This window comes from Enterococcus sp. NBRC 3427 (assembly GCF_007996925.1).
GTDB lineage: Bacteria > Bacillota > Bacilli > Lactobacillales > Enterococcaceae > Enterococcus_B > Enterococcus_B lactis.
Genome location: NZ_BJLL01000015.1, coordinates 19,458 through 38,214, shown reverse-complemented (window position 1 = coordinate 38,214; position 18,757 = coordinate 19,458). Strand labels below are relative to the sequence as shown.

Annotated in this window: 14 protein-coding genes; 12 read left to right on the top strand and 2 right to left on the bottom strand. The window is 39.7% G+C overall.

Annotated features, from left to right (window positions below):
- The first annotated feature begins 509 nt into the window (after window positions 1-509).
- On the top strand, window positions 510-3,152 hold the full coding sequence (locus ESP02_RS05380) for a cation-translocating P-type ATPase (protein ID WP_002374241.1): 2,643 nt from the start codon (window positions 510-512) through the stop codon (window positions 3,150-3,152).
- A 227-nt stretch (window positions 3,153-3,379) separates the two neighbouring features.
- Here the strand turns inward: ESP02_RS05380 and ESP02_RS05375 are convergent, their stop codons facing one another.
- Window positions 3,380-4,078: a DUF975 family protein gene (locus ESP02_RS05375; protein ID WP_010731786.1), complete on the bottom strand. Its 699-nt coding sequence runs from the start codon at window positions 4,076-4,078 to the stop codon at window positions 3,380-3,382.
- 215 nt (window positions 4,079-4,293) lie between these two features.
- Here ESP02_RS05375 and tgt point away from each other — a divergent pair, with 215 nt between their 5' ends.
- From tgt to ESP02_RS05325, 9 genes are all read left to right on the top strand, one after another.
- Window positions 4,294-5,439, top strand: a complete 1,146-nt coding sequence (gene tgt, locus ESP02_RS05370) for a tRNA guanosine(34) transglycosylase Tgt (protein ID WP_002374245.1) — start codon at window positions 4,294-4,296, stop codon at window positions 5,437-5,439.
- Between the two features lie 96 nt (window positions 5,440-5,535).
- Entirely contained in the window at window positions 5,536-5,916 is a 381-nt protein-coding gene (yajC, locus tag ESP02_RS05365) for a preprotein translocase subunit YajC (RefSeq protein WP_002374246.1), read from the top strand.
- Window positions 5,917-6,220: 304 nt separating this feature from the next.
- Window positions 6,221-8,818, top strand: a complete 2,598-nt coding sequence (adhE, locus tag ESP02_RS05355) for a bifunctional acetaldehyde-CoA/alcohol dehydrogenase (RefSeq protein ID WP_025478480.1) — start codon at window positions 6,221-6,223, stop codon at window positions 8,816-8,818.
- 228 nt (window positions 8,819-9,046) lie between these two features.
- A complete protein-coding gene (locus ESP02_RS05350; protein WP_010731789.1) occupies window positions 9,047-10,153 on the top strand; it encodes a glycoside hydrolase family 105 protein in 1,107 nt (368 codons plus the stop codon).
- A 16-nt stretch (window positions 10,154-10,169) separates the two neighbouring features.
- Window positions 10,170-11,198, top strand: a complete 1,029-nt coding sequence (locus ESP02_RS05345) for a TRAP transporter substrate-binding protein (RefSeq protein ID WP_002374251.1) — start codon at window positions 10,170-10,172, stop codon at window positions 11,196-11,198.
- A gap of 5 nt (window positions 11,199-11,203) precedes the next feature.
- Window positions 11,204-11,683, top strand: a complete 480-nt coding sequence (locus ESP02_RS05340; protein ID WP_002328053.1) for a TRAP transporter small permease — start codon at window positions 11,204-11,206, stop codon at window positions 11,681-11,683.
- Window positions 11,684-11,698: 15 nt separating this feature from the next.
- Window positions 11,699-12,994, top strand: a complete 1,296-nt coding sequence (locus tag ESP02_RS05335; RefSeq protein ID WP_002329715.1) for a TRAP transporter large permease — start codon at window positions 11,699-11,701, stop codon at window positions 12,992-12,994.
- 10 nt (window positions 12,995-13,004) lie between these two features.
- On the top strand, window positions 13,005-13,829 hold the full coding sequence (locus ESP02_RS05330; protein WP_002374253.1) for a sugar phosphate isomerase/epimerase: 825 nt from the start codon (window positions 13,005-13,007) through the stop codon (window positions 13,827-13,829).
- Between the two features lie 163 nt (window positions 13,830-13,992).
- On the top strand, window positions 13,993-14,892 hold the full coding sequence (locus tag ESP02_RS05325; RefSeq protein WP_002374255.1) for an AraC family transcriptional regulator: 900 nt from the start codon (window positions 13,993-13,995) through the stop codon (window positions 14,890-14,892).
- 118 nt (window positions 14,893-15,010) lie between these two features.
- Here the strand turns inward: ESP02_RS05325 and ESP02_RS05320 are convergent, their stop codons facing one another.
- Window positions 15,011-15,880: an AraC family transcriptional regulator gene (locus ESP02_RS05320; RefSeq protein WP_002293387.1), complete on the bottom strand. Its 870-nt coding sequence runs from the start codon at window positions 15,878-15,880 to the stop codon at window positions 15,011-15,013.
- 152 nt (window positions 15,881-16,032) lie between these two features.
- Here ESP02_RS05320 and rhaB point away from each other — a divergent pair, with 152 nt between their 5' ends.
- Together rhaB and rhaA are read left to right on the top strand one after the other, a co-directional pair.
- Entirely contained in the window at window positions 16,033-17,493 is a 1,461-nt protein-coding gene (rhaB, locus tag ESP02_RS05315; protein WP_002374256.1) for a rhamnulokinase, read from the top strand.
- A complete protein-coding gene (gene rhaA, locus ESP02_RS05310; protein WP_002374257.1) occupies window positions 17,490-18,746 on the top strand; it encodes an L-rhamnose isomerase in 1,257 nt (418 codons plus the stop codon). The genes rhaB and rhaA overlap by 4 nt, the downstream gene beginning before the upstream one ends.
- The last annotated feature ends 11 nt before the right edge of the window (window positions 18,747-18,757 follow it).

The following is an 18,757-nucleotide window of genomic DNA, read 5'->3' as shown; positions in this document are numbered from 1 at the left end:
TTGTAACTTTCCATCATACATGCAAAGCACGGTGTTGAATTTCTTCATGTTAAACAAAAATTTTGTTTTCGTTACATCTTCAACATTTGAAACATCTCTTGTTCCTATTCAATTTTCAGACGTTTACGTTATTCAATTGTTACGTATCGCATTACTTCTTGTTTCGGATACTTCGTGATCCAAACATCCATACGCATTCACTATTTATAGGTTTGTACTCTACACGCATGTCTGGGTGAAACCTGTACTTCTAACAACTTTGTTTGCTTACATTGTTCTATCGAGAAATTCTTCTGTTTATTTGATGGTATCCTCCTTCCTTACAACTATATAATAGCATCTTTTGGCAGCGTTTGCAAATATAAGCGCTTTGGATTTTATGCTTTCTTAACAAATAATCAATAAGCCCTTTGTTTGAAGTAATTAAAAAAAGGGTGTTATAGTAAATGAAGGATGTTATAGTAAAATAAGTACCTTTTTTTGTGCGAAGATTTTGAAGGAGGAATAGGATGGAAGAATACAAGCAGACAATAGAAGAAGTAAAGAAGGTAACAGAAGCAGATCCAGATACTGGGTTGTCTTCACAAGAAGTGGATGAACGTCGAAAAAAGCAGGGATTGAATAAATTCGATGAGGCGCCGAAAGAATCGATGATCAAAAAATTCTTTCGAAGCTTGTCGGATTTTACAACGATCATCCTTCTTATAGCAGCGGTGATTTCCTTTTATACTGCATTTGCTACAGAGCATGGAGATTTATTTGAAGGACTGCTGATCATCGCTATCGTTGTGATCAACTCGGTATTGGCGATCGTCCAAGAAGGAAACGCAGAAAAAGCACTGGAATCCTTGCAAGATATGAATAAACAAACGGCAACTGTCATACGAGACGGCAAAGTGACCACTGTTGAGTCAGAGCAACTGGTGGTTGGGGATATTCTTGTTTTAGAGTCCGGTGATGCTATTTCTGCCGATGCCCGTTTGATCGAAGCATCACAATTGCGTGTAGAAGAATCGGCGTTGACTGGAGAAAGTGAAGCAGTCGAAAAAGATGCAGCATTCGTCGCAAAAGAAGATGAGTCATTAGGTGACCAACTTAATATGGTATTTAAAGGATGTACGGTTGCTGCAGGTCGTGGGAAAGCCATCGTCACTGCTATTGGTATGGCTACAGAAATGGGTAAGATCGCGGATCTTTTGAACGAAAACACCATGCAAAAAACACCTTTACAGGTCCGATTGAATCAGCTAGGCAAACGAATCAGTATGATCGCTTTAGCGGCTGCGGCTTTAGTATTTGTGATTGGCGAACTGCAAGGAGAACCACTCCTTGAGATGTTCATGACTTCGATTTCCTTGGCTGTTGCAGCTGTACCGGAAACCTTGACTGTTATTGTTACGTTAACACTTGCATACGGTGTGCAGAAGATGGCCAGGAAACATGCGATTATCCGGCAGCTACCAGCAGTAGAGACGCTAGGAACCGCTAATGTTATCTGCTCAGACAAAACAGGAACGCTGACACAAAATGAAATGCGCGTCCGCCGAGTCTGGAGTAAAGAAGATGAAGTAACGAATATCGAAGACTCAATGACGAACAGCGCGATGGAAATATTGAAAATGGCTGCACTATGTACAGATGTGACGGTCGAACAAGAAGACGATGAGCTTGTTATCAAAGGTAATCCAACAGAGGCAGCCATCGTTAGGGCTGTTGAAGAGAATTATCATACAAAAGCAGAATTAGAAGAAAAATATCCACGAGTAAACGAGCTTCCTTTTGATTCCGAACGAAAAATGATGACAACGGTTCATCAAATGGGCGAAAAATACATCTCAATCACCAAAGGAGCATTCGATGTTCTGGCTCCGCGCTTTAGTTCAGGCGATGTAGAACAAGCAGCAATCGTTAATGATCGCTTTGGTAAACGGGCACTGAGAGTGATTGCTGTTGGTTATGCTACTTATGACGAAGAACCGCAAGATATTTCTTCTGAAGCGTTGGAAAAAGACTTACGTTTGATTGGCCTGATCGGAATGATCGATCCGCCACGTCCAGAAAGTAAAGGAGCAATCAAGCGAGCGAAAAAGGCCGGCATCAAAACAGTCATGATCACTGGAGATCATGTGGTAACTGCCAGTGCCATAGCGAAAGAATTAGGTATCTTGAATGATCCGTCAGAAGCACTCTCAGGATCAGAACTGCATCAATTATCAGACGAAGAATTAGATGCGCGTGTCAAAGCTCTCTCTGTCTATGCTCGGGTAACGCCAGAAGACAAGATCCGGATCGTCAAATCTTGGCAACGTACAGGTGCAGTCGTAGCGATGACTGGTGATGGTGTGAATGATGCACCAGCGTTGAAAGCAAGTAATGTCGGATGTGCTATGGGGATCACAGGGACAGACGTGGCGCAAAGTGCCGCAGATATGATTCTGACGGATGACAACTTTGCGACGATCGTCGATGCTGTCAGTCAAGGACGCTCGGTTTATCAGAATATTCGTAAAGCAATCAACTTTTTGCTAAGTTGCAACATTTCGGAAATCTTTATTGTTTTGATTGCGATGCTGTTAGGCTGGGGAGCGCCATTCACAGCTGTACAGTTACTGTTTGTCAATGTAGTTGCCGATGGGCTTCCAGGATTTGCTTTAGGAAGAGAACCAGCAGAACACGGCATCATGGATCAGCCACCTATTCCGAAAAATGAAGGGATCTTTGCTCGAGGCTTATTGCAAAAAATCGCCATAAACGCAGGGGTCTTCACCATCGTAACCTTGTTTGGTTATTATTTAGGTAGTTATGTCGATACTATCAGCCCATGGGTAGACGCAAGTCAGCATGTTGGTCAAACAGTTGCATTCTTGATCTTAGCTTATTCATCGATTTTGCATGTATTCAATGTACGCAGCAGTCAATCGATCTTCAAAGTCAATTTAGCAACCAATAAAGCTTTGGTAGAAATGGCGTTACTGGCATTAGCTATTACAACGGCTGTTGCTTTGCTGCCGTTTACGCAAGAACTATTCGGCCTAGTACACATCAGTTTGAATCACTGGTTCTTGGTAGGGATTTTGTCTATCGTACCAATCGCGGTCAATGAACTGATCAAGTTCCATCGATTACCGGAAGCAGAAGAAGAAGAGGAATAATTAACTGTTTCTAAGTTGATTTTCTTTTTACTGGAACTATACAAAAAGGAGATGTGACATGAATGTTGTCACACCTCCTTTTTTGCTAATAGGCTGAATGTTTCTTTTACTGCCTCTCGATAAACGGTGTTCTCCTGCCAACCCCTCGGTCACAAGTCACGATATTCATCAAACATGAGAAACTGTTTTTTGTGACTCGGAATTAAACGGCAGGCTCACACTCTCTTTTAAATATCTTTCGGCAATTGTTCATAAAATGCTGCTTTTGTTGCGGAAATGTATGGGCTGAGCCATAGATAACCGATACCAGCAGTTGCTAATGCTAAGATATGCCAGCCGATAAATGAAAGATCTAACCAGAAAAGTTTTCCTTTGTAACCATCCATCAATTTTCGACTTGCGGTGATCGTATCCAGTACTTTAGGCGTTTGACCTGTTTCTTGGACGATATCATAATAGATAAAATAGCTTTGAGAATAAGAATAGCTTTTAATGATTCCAGGAATAACTAATAACAAACCCCATAATGTTGTAAAGATTGAAATCAGTACAGCTAAGCCGATCACTCCGCCGATAAACAAACCTTTGAATCCACGAAATGCATCTTTGAATGGTTCAATCTGATCTTTTTGACCGCGTAAAACATCAAGATAAGTCCAAGAAATACCACTCATGAACAAAGCGCTGATAATGCTAGAAATAATTCCACCGCCGCCTCCTGAACTACCGCTTCCTGATGCCATCGCATCTGAGACGTTCGCTGATCCATCATATGTGGCAATAGCAAACAAGATAATAGGAATCATAATAAGAAGAATAGCAGCAATACCAATCAATGTAGGGATTAGATTTAATAAAACAGCTTGACCCCACCGACCTTTTAAACTCTCTTTTGCTTGGCGTTTTAATTCTGCAGAAGATTGCATGATTTTCCCCTCCTTTCTTTCATAAAACCAATATACCATGTATCAAAAAAAATTTCTGTCATAATGTTTTTTTCTTTTTGTTATTCATGAAAAAAAGATAAAAAAAAGAATATTAAATAAAGTAGAAGGAAGCCGAGGGAACTTGCAAAAAGCACTTGAAACGATTATGATGGTGGGAGTTGTCAAGATATTTTATATAGAAAGTAGGGAAATGAATGACGCAACCTGCCATTCGCTATCGTTTAATCAAGAAAGAAAAACATACTGGCGCGCGTTTAGGGGAATTGATCACGCCGCACGGAACTTTTCCCACACCAATGTTCATGCCAGTAGGAACATTAGCTACAGTAAAAACAATGTCCCCAGAAGAGTTGAAAGAAATGGGTGCTGGCGTTATTTTAAGTAATACATATCATTTATGGCTACGCCCTGGTGAAGACTTAGTAGAAGAAGCTGGCGGACTGCATAAATTTATGAACTGGGATCAACCGATTTTAACAGATTCAGGCGGCTTTCAAGTTTTTTCATTAAGTGATATGCGGAATATCGAAGAAGAAGGCGTGCATTTCAAAAACCACTTGAACGGTTCGCGTATGTTTTTATCACCAGAAAAAGCAATCAACATCCAAAATAAATTGGGTTCTGATATCATGATGAGTTTTGACGAATGTCCCCCATTCGATGAAAGTTACGACTACGTGAAAAAATCAGTAGAACGTACGTCTCGATGGGCAGAACGAGGATTGAAAGCTCATGCGAACCCAGACCGTCAAGGATTATTTGGAATCATCCAAGGATCAGGATTTGAAGATCTTCGTCGTCAAAGCGCGAAAGATCTAGTCGGCATGGATTTCCCTGGTTACTCAATCGGCGGGTTATCTGTGGGGGAACCTAAATCAGAAATGAATCGTGTATTAGAATTCACTACACCGTTGATCCCCGAAAACAAACCACGTTACTTGATGGGTGTCGGTGCTGCTGATTCATTGATCGATGGTGTTATCCGTGGAGTAGACATGTTTGACTGTGTCTTGCCTACTCGAATCGCTCGAAATGGCACATGTATGACTTCTCAAGGCCGTCTAGTAGTGAAAAATGCGAAATATGCCCATGATTTCCGTCCAATTGATGAGAAATGTGATTGTTACACATGTAAAAACTATACACGTGCCTATATCCGCCATTTGATCAAATGTGATGAAACATTTGGCATTCGTTTGACTTCTTACCATAATTTATACTTCTTGTTGAATTTAATGAAACAAGTACGTCAAGCGATCATGGATGATAATTTGCTTGAATTTAGAGAAGCCTTTTTTGAAGAATACGGGTTCAATAAAGAAAACGCAAAAAGCTTCTAAAGGAAAATCTTTTAAAAATTAAGTAAAAAACTAGTGTTAGCAGCATTTTTCTGCTAAAGTGTTTTTTGTAGATACAGAATTAGTGAGGTGAAAAAAATGGGATCATTACCAATGCTTGTGATGTTTATCGCGCTATTAGCAATGTGGTTTTTTATGTCACGTTCGCAAAAGAAACAACAGCAAGAACGTCAAAACTTGTTAGATAGCATGAAACCAGGTGATTCAGTCGTAACGATCGGCGGATTACACGGAGTTGTTTCAGAAATCGACAATGATAAACGGACAGTCGTTTTAGACTGCGAAGGGATCTTCCTTGAGTACGATCGTGCAGCAATCAAAACGGTCAAACCAGGGACTGTCGTAACAAATGATGCAACAACGACTGTTGAAACAACAGAAGAACCAGCTGAGACAGTTGAAGTAAAAACTGAAACAACAGAAACGTTGGAAGAGACAGAAGAGAAGAAAGAAAAATAAGTATCAAAGCTTATTTAAAGACGAGGTAGGGCAGAAAGATGTCCTACCTCCTTTTTTATTCAAAAAAGAAAGAGATAAGAGCATGGGATACATTGCTCAACATTGAATAATTGGGTGTGTCATATAAATAATAATAAATAACTTTATATATTTTTCTATACAAATCCCTGTAAATAAAGCAATTTTGTATTTTAAAATAACTGTGAAAAAAATCACAAAAAAGTGTTTACATAGAAAAATAAATATTGTATCATATACATGTGAATGATTTAACAAATAACCATGACCCATTAGGAGGATAATGATGGCTAAAGTAATGGAAAAAGAAAAAACGAAGACAATTGACGTACAAGCAATGATTGATGGTTTGGCAGAAAAAGCAAATGCAGCATTGAAAGAAATGGAAAGCTTTGATCAAGAAAAAGTGGACCATATCGTGCATGAAATGGCAATGGCAGCTTTAGATCAACATATGCCATTAGCAAAGATGGCTGTGGAAGAAACAGGTCGCGGTGTTTACGAAGATAAAGCAATCAAAAATATGTATGCGTCCGAATATATTTGGCATAATATCAAACATGATAAAACAGTTGGTGTAATCAATGAAGATGTCCAAAAAGGATTGATTGAAATTGCTGAACCAGTCGGTGTGGTTTGCGGAGTAACTCCAACAACGAATCCGACTTCCACAACGATTTTCAAATCAATGATCGCGTTGAAAACAAGAAATCCAATCGTTTTTGCTTTCCATCCAAGTGCCCAAAAATCTTCTGCAGAAGCAGCACGAGTGGTACGTGATGCTGCTATCGCTGCCGGAGCTCCTGAAAATTGTATCCAATGGATCGAACATCCATCGATCGAAGCGACTTCTATGCTAATGAACCATCCAGGTATCGCGATCGTCTTAGCGACAGGTGGAGCTGGGATGGTCAAGTCTGCTTACTCTACAGGAAAACCAGCTTTAGGTGTAGGTCCAGGTAACGTACCAGCTTATATTGAAAAAACAGCAAAAATCAAACGTGCAGTGAACGATTTGATCGTTTCGAAAACATTTGATAATGGGATGATCTGTGCTTCTGAACAAGCTGTGATCGTGGACAAAGAAATCTACGCAGCAGTAAAAGCGGAATTCCAAGCACACCAAGTTTATATCGTAAAACCAGATGAATTGCAAAAATTGGAAGATGCAGTGATGAACGAAGGAAAATATGCGGTCAATCCATCAATCGTTGGACATTCTGCGATGGAAATCGCTAAATTGGCAGGAATCAGTGTACCAAAAGGAACGAAAATGCTGATTGCTGAATTGGAAGGCGTAGGACCAGATTATCCGCTATCAAGAGAAAAACTTTCTCCAGTTCTTGCCATGATCAAAGCTAACAACACGGACCATGCGTTTGATTTGTGTGAAGGTATGTTGAATCTTGGAGGATTAGGACATACAGCAGTTATTCATTCAGAAAACGAAGAGTTGCATGTCAAATTCGGTCTTCGAATGAAAGCTTGTCGTATTTTAGTGAATACACCATCTGCAGAAGGCGGCATCGGTGATATCTATAACGAAATGATTCCGTCATTGACTTTGGGATGCGGTTCTTATGGTAAGAACTCTGTTTCTCGTAACGTCTCTGCTGTAAACTTAATCAATGTCAAAACTGTAGCGAAACGGAGAAATAACATGCAATGGTTCAAATTACCGCCAAAAATCTTCTTTGAAAAGAATTCTCTATTGTACTTAGAGAAAATGGAAAATGTTGAACGTGTCATGATCGTTTGTGACCCAGGTATGGTCCAATTTGGTTACTGCGATACAGTTCGTGAAGTATTGGCACGACGCAAAAATGATGTGAAAATCGAAGTCTTCTCAGAGGTTGAACCGAACCCATCGACAAATACCGTATACGCAGGAACGAAATTGATGGCAGACTTCAAGCCGGATACAGTAATTGCTCTTGGAGGCGGTTCTGCAATGGACGCGGCTAAGGGAATGTGGATGTTCTACGAACACCCAGACACATCTTTCTTCGGTGCAAAACAAAAATTCTTGGATATCCGTAAACGGACATACAAGATCGATAAACCAGAAAAGACACAATTCGTATGTATCCCGACAACATCAGGGACTGGTTCTGAAGTAACACCATTTGCGGTCATCACTGACAGTGAAACACATGTGAAATATCCGTTGGCAGATTATGCATTGACACCGGATGTCGCAATCGTCGATCCTCAATTCGTCATGTCAGTTCCAGCATCTGTCACAGCAGATACAGGAATGGATGTGTTGACGCATGCCATTGAATCTTATGTTTCAGTCATGGCTTCAGATTATACACGCGGGTTGAGTCTGCAAGCGATCAAATTAGTCTTTGACTATTTAGAAAAATCAGTGAAAACACCTGATATGGAATCACGTGAAAAAATGCACAACGCTTCTACAATGGCTGGTATGGCGTTTGCTAACGCATTCCTAGGTATTTGTCACTCAGTCGCACATAAAATCGGCGGGGAATACGGGATCCCTCATGGACGGACAAATGCGATTCTTTTACCGCATATTATCCGCTATAATGCAAAAGATCCACAAAAACATGCGATGTTCCCTAAATATGACTATTTCCGTGCAGATACAGATTACGCAGATATTGCAAAATTCTTAGGTCTGAAAGGCGAAACAACAGAGGAATTAGTCGAAGCTTTAGCAACTGCTGTTTATGAATTAGGAAAATCTGTCGGCATCAACATGAGTCTGAAAGCTCAAGGAGTCACACAAGAAACACTAGATACAACCGTAGACCGTATGGCTGAATTAGCTTACGAAGACCAATGTACGACAGCTAATCCGAAAGAACCATTGATCTCTGAATTGAAACAAATCATCATTGATGCTTACAATGGATAAGCAAAAGAAAGCGTAGAAAAGAGATAAAAAAATAGATGAAAAGAACTTGGAAAACGTTGTTTCTCCAAGTTCTTTTTTTGTTTTCTAAGTATTTGAAAGTTACTTTTGTTATTTAACGTTTAGGTCAATTTTAGACAGTTTTTGTTCAAAAAGCGATATTTATAGTGAACAGTATTACTGCTATATTAAGGATATAAAATGAAAGCGTTTAAAAAAGGTGGCGTAAAGATGATTATTAAAGAAGAGATTTTTGTACCTAAAGAATTAGTGAAAGAAAAAATTGACCTACTCGTTGAAAACCTGACAACGATCAAAGACGATAACGGTGATTTTTTATTGGACTTTGATGGATTGAAAGTAGATGACAAAAGCTGGACAGTATGGAATTGGCCACAAGGTGTCGGATTATACGGTATTTATAAAAATTACCAGATGACAAAAAATCCTCGCGCTTATCAAGTAGTCAATGAATGGTTTGAAGATCGGATGGAAGAAGGCGCTCCGCCAAAAAACGTCAATACGATGGCCCCATTGTTGACGATGGCTTACTTGTATGAAGACACGAAAGATTCACGCTATTTGCCTTATTTAGAACAATGGGCAGAATGGGTCATGAATGACATGCCTCGGACAAATGAAGAGGGGTTGCAACATGCCACATATGGACCGGAAAATAAGAATCAGCTGTGGGATGATACATTGATGATGACAGTGCTTCCTTTGGCAAAAATCGGGAAACTGTTGAATCGCCCTGAATATTTAGAAGAAGCACGTTACCAGTTTATGATCCACATCAAATACTTGATGGATAAGCGGACAGGGTTGTGGTATCACGGCTGGACGTTTGAAGGAAATCATAACTACGCCGAAGCATTTTGGGCTCGTGGAAACTGCTGGTTGACGATTGCTATTCCAGAAATCATCGAGATCTTAGAACTATCGAAAGAAGATGCATTGCGCAAATTATTGATTGAAACACTTGAAGCACAAGTGCGCGCATTAAAAACTTATCAATCTGAAAGCGGTTTATGGCATACGTTGTTAGATGATCCTTCTTCTTATGTGGAATCTTCTGCAACTGCAGGATTTGCTTACGGTATTTTGAAAGCGGTCCATAAACGTTATTTGCCGCAAGAATATAAAGAAGTCGCTTATCGTGCTATCCAAGGATTGCTTGAACAAATCGATGAAAAAGGAGAAGTCCAAAACGTTTCAATCGGGACAGGAATGGGGGATAGTTTAGATTTTTATCGGAATATCGGAATCACAGCAATGCCTTATGGACAGTCGTTAACGGTGCTTTGTTTGACAGAATTGCTAGTCTCTTATTGTTAAAAGAAAGGAAACCCATATGAAAAAAACATCACTGCTGTTTGCAGCAAGTTCGCTTAGCCTAGGTCTGCTAGGTCTAAGCGGCTGCGGAAATAATTCTAGTGTGGCAACTGTCGCAGATGCAGACGTAAATGAGACAGTTACCTTGCGCTTTGCTTATGCAAGCAACAGCCAGCCGGTAATTGATGCAATGAATGAATTTGGGCGTTTAGTAAAAGAAAAAACAGATGGTTTCGTACAGATCCAGTATTTTCCAGATGGACAACTGGGTGGAGAACGTGAACTGATCGAGTTGACACAGTCAGGAGCAGTAGATTTCACAAAAGTAAGTGCCTCAGCATTGGAAAGTTTTTCTAAAGATTATTCGATTTTTTCAGTTCCCTATCTATTCAATGATGAAGAACATTTCTTTAAGGTGATGGATAATGAAGAAATAATGGAACCAATCTACCAATCTACCAAAGATTTAGGGTTTACCGGATTGACCTATTATGATTCTGGTCAACGCAGTTTTTATATGGTAGATGGACCAATCCATACACCGGAAGATTTGAAGGGAAAGAAAATCCGTGTGATGCAAAGCGAAACAGCTATTAAAATGGTAGAGCTTTTAGGCGGTTCGCCAGTCCCCATGGGAAGTGATGAAGTATACACTTCTCTTCAATCCAATTTGATCAACGGATCAGAAAACAATGAATTTGTCTTGTATACAGCTGGACATGGCGGGGTAGCTAAATACTATTCTTATGATGAGCATACACGTGTGCCCGATATCATCATCATGAATGATGCTATCAAAGAACAGCTGACTGCTGAACAGGAAAAAGCGATTGAAGAAGCAGCAAAAGAATCGACGGTTTTTGAAATCGAAGCTTTTGCCAGAGCAATTGAAGAAGAAAAAGCTTTAGCACAAGAAGAACATGGAGTTCAATTCAATGATGTAGATAATACACCGTTTCGAGAGGCAGTCGCGCCGATTCATGATACATTCAAAAACGATCCTGCCTACAAAGACCTTTATCAAAAGATCCAAGAGCAAGGAGCGTAGCTGTGATGAAAATGATTTTAAATAAGGTGTTAGAGATCCTAGGAGCTGTTTTGCTTGTTGGGATGGTCGCTGTCGTTTTATGGCAAGTATTTTCCAGAACGGTTTTAGGAAATCCAAATACGGTCACAGAAGAGCTTGTCCGATTCGGTCTTGTCTGGTTTGCCATGTTATCTTCCGCGTATGTTGTGGGACAAAAAGCACATTTAGCCGTAACGGTTTTAAGTGAAAAATTATCTGGTAAAAAAAGTAAGATTTTAGAAGTCGTTGTTCAAAGTTTATTTCTGGTATTTGCTGCGATGATCATGGTGTATGGCGGATGGAATGCTGTCACATTGACAATGGGGCAGATCTCACCTTCTTTAAGCATTCCGATGGGGTACGTCTATTTGTCAATACCTGTCTCAGGTATACTCATCATTATCTATAGTCTGATCAATCTAATCGATACATTAAGCAACAAGCCAGCAATTCAAGAAAAAATATAAAAATGGAGGAATAAAATGGCAATAGAAGCCGGATTAGTGTTATTTTTTGTATTTGTCGTGTTGCTTGTATTAGGGATGCCGATTGCTATAAGTATTGCGTTCTCATCAATGATGACTTTATTGTTAGTTATACCGTTTGATGTTTCTGCTTTTAGTTCAGCTCAAAAAATGGTGGGAAGTATCAACAGTTTTTCGCTCATCGCTATTCCGTTTTTTGTTCTTTCAGGTATTATCATGAATAATGGAGGGATAGCCAAGAAACTAGTGGATTTTGCGATGTTGTTCGTCGGACGCGTACCGGGGGCTTTGGCTCATACGAATGTGTTAGGGAATGCTTTATTTGGTTCCATCTCTAGCTCAGCCATTGCCGCTTCTACCGCGATTGGCGGAGTCTTGATTCCTCAGCAAGTGGAAGAAGGATATGACCGGAAGTTTGCGACAGCGGTCAATATCGCGTCAGCTCCGACAGGTATGGTCATTCCTCCAAGTACTGCTTTTATCATGTATTCACTTGTTGCTGGTGGTGCTTCGATTTCGGCTTTATTTATGGGAGGTTATCTCGTAGGGGCTTTGTGGGCACTAGGAATCATGCTAGTAGCATTCATCGTTGCTAAAAAGAATAAATACCCTGTTGTCGAAAAAGGACAGATGGCTCATGCTGGAAAAATAATAAAAGAGGCGATTCCTAGCCTTCTATTGATTGTCATCATTATCGGTGGTATCTTGACGGGGATATTTACAGCAGTAGAAGCTTCAGCGATAGCTGTCATTTACTCCCTGCTGATTGCTATGTTTTACTATAAAACGGTAAAACTAAAAGATATACCTAATATGTTGTTTCAATCAGTAGCAATGTCAGGGACGATCATGTTCTTATTAGCTACTTCTTCCATGATGTCTTTCGCCATGGCGTTTACCGGTATTCCTCAGGCAATTAGTTCGTTGATTATGGGCGTAACGGATAATAAGCTAGTGATTCTGTTATTAGTCAATCTTGTGTTATTACTTGTGGGCATGTTTATGGATGTAGCGCCTGCTATTTTGATTTTTACACCAATATTTTTACCGATCGTCACAAGTGTAGGGGTTGATCCTGTACATTACGGGTTGTTTTCAATCATGAATCTGTGTGTAGGATCCATCACGCCGCCTGTAGGTACAGGGCTGTATGTCGGTGCAAGTGTAGGAGGCGTAAAAGCAGAGGCAATGCTGAAACCGCTTCTTCCGTTTTATGGGATTATCCTAGTCGTCTTGTTTTTGATTACCTATTTCCCGCAAATCGTCATGTGGCTACCCAATATGCTGAGTTAGGAGAATAATTATGTTGAACATTACAATTAGAGGACATGATCTTTCCCAAGTCCAAACGATAGAAGAGCTTGCAGAAAAAACAAAAGAACAAGGGATCCATACACTGCAGCTCGCCTTAGGTCTTTCGTTTCCTGAAATATCTTCTGGCGCAAATGAAATCAATTCTGGGATGGGAAATTATGTCAAACGAGTCTTAGAAAAGCAAGAAGTGTCCGTAGGAATTTTAAGTTGCTATATCAATATGATTCATCCAGATTTAACGATACGAGAAGAGTTGCTGACAAAGTTCGAGCAGTATCTTCACTATGCTTCTTCCTTTGGTGCGTCGATGGTTGCTTCGGAAACTGGATGTGTCTTGCCGGAAATCCAATATACGGAAGAAAATTTCACAGATGAAGCATTTGCTGAAGCAGTGTCCGTTATCCGTCGCTTGGTAAAATCTGGAGAAAAATACCAAATGATGGTGGGGATAGAACCAGGTTTGAATCATCCGGTGTATTCTTTAGCAAGAGTAGAGCAGCTGATCCAAGCAGTGGATTCGGACTATCTAGGAATCATTTTAGATCCGACAAATTTGATCACAAGTACTAATTATCAAGAACAAGTCCAATTGGTAGAAGAAGCTTTTGAGCGTTTTGGTGAAAAGATATGTGCGGTTCATTTGAAAGATTTTCGTGTCGAACAGGAAAAAATCGTGCCGGTAAATTTGGGAGACGGTGTGATCGAGTACACAAAAATCAAAGAAATCATCAAGAAGAACCGTCCGTATCTGTATGTGGTTCTTGAAGAAACAAAAGATGATGGGATTCGTTATGGAAGAAGTCTTCTTGAATAATGTAAAGAAGACATTGATTAACTAATATTTAGAATGGAGGGGGCGGGGCTAGAAGAGGTCACGTCTCTTCTTTTTTATAAGAGTCTATAAAAGCAGCTCTTTTTGATTACAAAAAACGTGATATAATATAATTGTGCACAACTGAACAAAGGAGGTGCAGCACATGCTCCAAAAGAAAATAAGCGGTGAACAAGTCAATACGATGGTTTCTGATCAGTATGAAATCTATCATGTCAAAGATGTCGTCAGCCAAAATAAAACAATCTACCATCACCATGATTTCTATGAGATCCATGCTACATTAAAGGGTGAAGCGACTTTTTATTTGAACGGACGGCAATTTACGATCAAAGCAGGAAGTGTGCTGCTCATCCATTCCAACGATTTGCATCGTATTGTCCGCCAGTCTTCAGATGTATTCGAGCGTGTCTATATCTTTGTTACCCCTTCTTTTCTGGAAAGTCGTTCCACGCCGTGGTCTAATCTATCGGCTTGTTTTCAACCAATGGGAGAGAAAAGGAGTCGTGTATTGCAAGTCGAACAGGAAGTATTGAAGCAAAAATTATCATTTATCGACCATCCTCCTGATAAAAAAATTTACGGTGAAGATATAAAATATGAACAAGCTCTGGTAGAATACTTGATTTTTCTCAATCAAGTAGTACAAAAAGAAGAGAGTGCGCAAGAACAGAATGCTGTAGTTCCAAATGAGCGTGTGGAACAAATGTTGCAATATATCTCAAAAAATTTATCTCATCCGCTTTCTTTAGAGGAAATGGAGAAGCAATTTTTTGTCAGCAAATACCATATCACCCGAGAATTCAAAAAGTACACTGGATTTACGTTTCATCAGTATGTAATGAAGAAAAAGCTGATCTATGCCAAGCACTTGTTGCGAGAGTACCGTAGTTCTAGTGCTGTATATAGTAAAAGTGGTTTTTCGTCTTATCCACATTTTCTGAAAGCATTCAAGAGAGAGTTTGGTATAACGCCTAAAGAATTTTTGAAACGCGATACACAAAACCAGCTTGTTCATTATGAACATTTTGAAGATGAACAATGAGAATGATTGCTCAAAAAATAACCGAAGTAGCTGCTGTTGTTTATATAGAAGCAGAAACTGCGGTTATTTTATTTTTCTACTATAAATATTTAAAAAAAGTGCATACATATTATATGAATCAGCTAAATTTACGAAAATCTCTCGGTGATAATCCAGTTTTTGCTTTGAACAAGCGACTAAAGTAAGCAAAATTCTCAATTCCGATTTCTTCGGAAATCATTCGAATAGTAAATTCTGTATACCGAAGAAGGTCTTTAGCGTAAGAGAGTTTTTTGCTGATTAAATAATCAATTGGCGGAGAACCGATGAATTTGGAAAAATCTTTGCTCAGCTGATATTTATTCAGTAAAAATTGCTGTTCTAATTGATCAAGTGTGATCGTTTCTTTGAAGTGTTCGTCCAAGTATTGCTTAAGCTTATAAACGTAAGGTGGGATATCTTCTTCTTCGAAATCCAGCTGATACTTCTGCAAAATCAGTTCATTCAACAGCTCGTGGATAGCTACAGAGGACTGGAAATCGGTACGGGCATTCGCACCTTGCTGCATGTGGATCAATTCTGTGATCAGATGATGGATCTTGTTTTCTGATGGATCACCTGTCGAATGGAAGGTGTTATGGCCATCTTTTGTGAATTCTTGATAAAATGATTGGACGCTCTGACCATTCAAATGGATCCAATCCATTTCCCATGGTTCTTCGCTAATCGTTTGATAACGCTGATATTCTTGGCAGTCAATAAAAAAGAGGTCTCCAGCTTTTAGCTGGTGCTGATTATCTTTATATGTAAGCAAACCTTCGCCAGACAAAGTAAATTTTATCAAATAAGAAGGTAAATGTGCTCGTTCAGTATAGTAAGGGACCGGCGCTTTAAAGTAACCGATTTCTTGGATATAAAAAAATAAATTCCTACTTCTTTGCGTAGGTGTCAAGATCACTCTTTTTGAGTCTTCCGACCATGAGTGATTGGCTTTTTCCCAGTAATCCATGTAAACACTCCCAACTTGTCAAGATAATGCAATTATATACCAAAATAGTGTGAAGCAAAATATAAGTTTATGTAATATGATAGCATTGTTAATAAATGATGACGCTTTATTAATGAAGCGTTAATCAACAATAAAGTAAAAGAGGTGGAGAAATGAATCCGACATTTGTTGCCATCGATATCGGTGCGTCAAGCGGACGACTAATGAAAAGTACGAGGAATGATGAAGGTTCTTTAGTCTTGGAAGAAGTACACCGATTCAAGAACGGCTTTCGGAACAAAGACGGTCATGACCGCTGGAAGATCGATTATCTTATCGAAGAGATTTTGATTGGATTTGAAAAATTAAAGAAAACAGGGATCGATCACTGTTTTGCAGGGATCGATACATGGGCAGTCGATTACTGTTTGATTGACGAACAAGGGGAACGGATGAATGATCCGATCGCTTATCGGGACGATCGTACCGATGAAGCAGTAAAACAGTTTTCTGAAAGCTATTCTCTAGATAAGTTGTATGAGCAAACAGGGATTCAGATCCAGCCTTTCAATACCTTATTCCAATTGTTTGTCGAAGAAAAAGACCATTTGGCAAAAGCACATAAATTATTATTGATTCCTGATTATTTAGGCTACGTCTTTACTGGCAATATGGTGACGGAGAAAACCAATGCGTCTACTATGCAGCTGCTGAATGCAGGAACAAAAGAGTGGGAAACAGAACTTCTTGAAAAAGTTGGTGTCTCGAAAGAATTATTTCCTCCATTGACAGAGCCGGGAACGATACTAGGAGATTTGCAAAAAGAAAAATTCTCAAAACATGATTTGCCAGATGTGACCTTTATCACAGTAGCAAGTCATGATACGGCGTCAGCTATATTAGGAACACCAGGGCAAGGAGAACATTGGGGCTATATCAGCAGCGGAACATGGTCGCTTTTAGGGATGGAAACAAAGATCGCCAATGTTTCTCGCGCCGCTTTTTCTGAGAATTACACGAATGAATGGGGCGCTCATAATACGGTGCGTTTTTTGAAAAACATCATGGGGATGTGGTTGATCCAGGAAGTTGCTCGAATGCAGGAGTACGAATACAGTTACGCGGAATTGGCAGAACTTGCTGCAAAAGAAAAGCCGCTGCAACAAGTGATGGAAATCAATGCCCCTCGATTTTTGAATCCTAAAAATATGATAGAAGAGATTCAGCAATACTGTTTTGAAACAGAGCAGCCAGTCCCTGTCTCATCGGGAGCTATCGCTCGTTGTGTGTATGATAATCTTGCTCTTTGTTACGCACAAGAGCTGATCAAAGTAGAACACTTGACTGGAACGAAATTGGAAAAACTGCACATCGTAGGGGGCGGATCGAATAATCGCTTACTGAATCAATTGACAGCAGATTATGCCGGAATCATTGTAGAAGCAGGTCCTAGTGAAGCCACAGCAATCGGGAATGTTGCCATGCAAATGCTCAGTACAGGTCAGTTTTCGAATATAGAACAAGCAAGAAATGTAATCAAACAGTCGTTTCCATGTGAAACTTTTTACCCAGATGAAAATAAGCAAAACACGATGGAATGGTACGTGAATAAAATCAAAGGAGTAATCGTATGAACACGATTGAAAGAAATTACGAACAAGCAAAAGAAAAATATGCAACTATCGGTGTAGATACAGATGCTGTACTAGAAAAGATGCAGGACATCAAAATTTCTATGCATTGCTGGCAAGGAGACGATGTCAAAGGTTTCTTGACACCGGATGGCGAATTGACTGGTGGAATCATGGCAACAGGAAATTTCCCAGGAGCTGCACGGACACCCGAAGAGCTTAGACAAGATTTGGAGAAGGCATATTCGTTGATACCGGGCAAACATAAGTTGAATCTTCATGCTATCTATTTGGACACAGAAGAAGCGGTCGATCTCAATGAGATTGAGCCGAAGCATTTTGAGAAATGGGTAGAGTGGGCAAAAAAAGAAGAAATCGGTCTTGATTTCAACCCGACTTTCTTTTCGCATCCAATGATGAAAGACGGCTTTACATTAGCTCACCCAGATAAAGAAGTTCGTGAATACTGGATCGAACACGGAAAAAGAAGCCGCAAAATCGCAGAATACTTTGGAAAAGAAATTGGACAAACATGTATCAATAACTTTTGGGTACCTGATGGGATGAAAGACAATCCAATCGACCGTTTTACCCCACGGAAACGTTTGATGGAATCGCTCGATGAAATTTTTACAGAAGAGCTAGATGAACGGTATGTACAAGATGCAGTAGAAAGCAAACTATTTGGTTTAGGCGCTGAAGCTTATACAGTCGGTTCCCATGAATTTTATATGGGTTACGGGTTGACTCGTGACAAACTTGTTTGTCTAGATGCTGGACATTTTCATCCAACAGAAGTGATTTCCAATAAATTGTCTTCCTTAGCGTTATTCAGCAAAGGAATCATGTTGCACGTTTCTCGTCCAGTTCGTTGGGATTCAGATCATGTCGTTTTGATGGATGATGAATTGCAGGAAATTGCTAAAGAATTAGTCCGTAACGAATTACTGGAAAAAACGAATATCGGTCTGGATTTCTTTGATGCAACGATCAATCGTATCGCTGCTTGGGTCATTGGTACGAGAAATACACAAAAAGCATTGATGAAAGCTATGCTGGAACCAGTTGAGCGATTGAAAGAAATGGAGCTGGCTTTTGACTTTACTTCAAGAATGGCTTACACGGAAGAATTGAAAGATTTCCCGTATGCCGATGTATGGAATTATTTCTGTTACAAAAATCAAGTTCCAGTTGGTTTGGATTGGCTGGAAGAAGTCCAAGAATATCAAAAAGACGTGTTGGGATTAAGAAAATAGGAGTGTGGCTA

What these genes read in the sequence shown, in the direction of transcription:
- ESP02_RS05350 (WP_010731789.1), top strand. Translation starts at nt 9,047, where the DNA reads ATGATTATTAAAGAAGAGATTTTTGTACCTAAAGAATTAGTGAAAGAA.
- rhaB (WP_002374256.1), top strand. Translation starts at nt 16,033, where the DNA reads ATGAATCCGACATTTGTTGCCATCGATATCGGTGCGTCAAGCGGACGA.
- ESP02_RS05340 (WP_002328053.1), top strand. Translation starts at nt 11,204, where the DNA reads ATGAAAATGATTTTAAATAAGGTGTTAGAGATCCTAGGAGCTGTTTTG.
- tgt (WP_002374245.1), top strand. Translation starts at nt 4,294, where the DNA reads ATGACGCAACCTGCCATTCGCTATCGTTTAATCAAGAAAGAAAAACAT.
- ESP02_RS05325 (WP_002374255.1), top strand. Translation starts at nt 13,993, where the DNA reads ATGCTCCAAAAGAAAATAAGCGGTGAACAAGTCAATACGATGGTTTCT.
- ESP02_RS05375 (WP_010731786.1), bottom strand. Translation starts at nt 4,078, where the DNA reads ATGCAATCTTCTGCAGAATTAAAACGCCAAGCAAAAGAGAGTTTAAAA.
- ESP02_RS05380 (WP_002374241.1), top strand. Translation starts at nt 510, where the DNA reads ATGGAAGAATACAAGCAGACAATAGAAGAAGTAAAGAAGGTAACAGAA.
- ESP02_RS05320 (WP_002293387.1), bottom strand. Translation starts at nt 15,880, where the DNA reads ATGGATTACTGGGAAAAAGCCAATCACTCATGGTCGGAAGACTCAAAA.
- ESP02_RS05330 (WP_002374253.1), top strand. Translation starts at nt 13,005, where the DNA reads ATGTTGAACATTACAATTAGAGGACATGATCTTTCCCAAGTCCAAACG.
- ESP02_RS05335 (WP_002329715.1), top strand. Translation starts at nt 11,699, where the DNA reads ATGGCAATAGAAGCCGGATTAGTGTTATTTTTTGTATTTGTCGTGTTG.
- adhE (WP_025478480.1), top strand. Translation starts at nt 6,221, where the DNA reads ATGGCTAAAGTAATGGAAAAAGAAAAAACGAAGACAATTGACGTACAA.
- ESP02_RS05345 (WP_002374251.1), top strand. Translation starts at nt 10,170, where the DNA reads ATGAAAAAAACATCACTGCTGTTTGCAGCAAGTTCGCTTAGCCTAGGT.
- yajC (WP_002374246.1), top strand. Translation starts at nt 5,536, where the DNA reads ATGGGATCATTACCAATGCTTGTGATGTTTATCGCGCTATTAGCAATG.
- rhaA (WP_002374257.1), top strand. Translation starts at nt 17,490, where the DNA reads ATGAACACGATTGAAAGAAATTACGAACAAGCAAAAGAAAAATATGCA.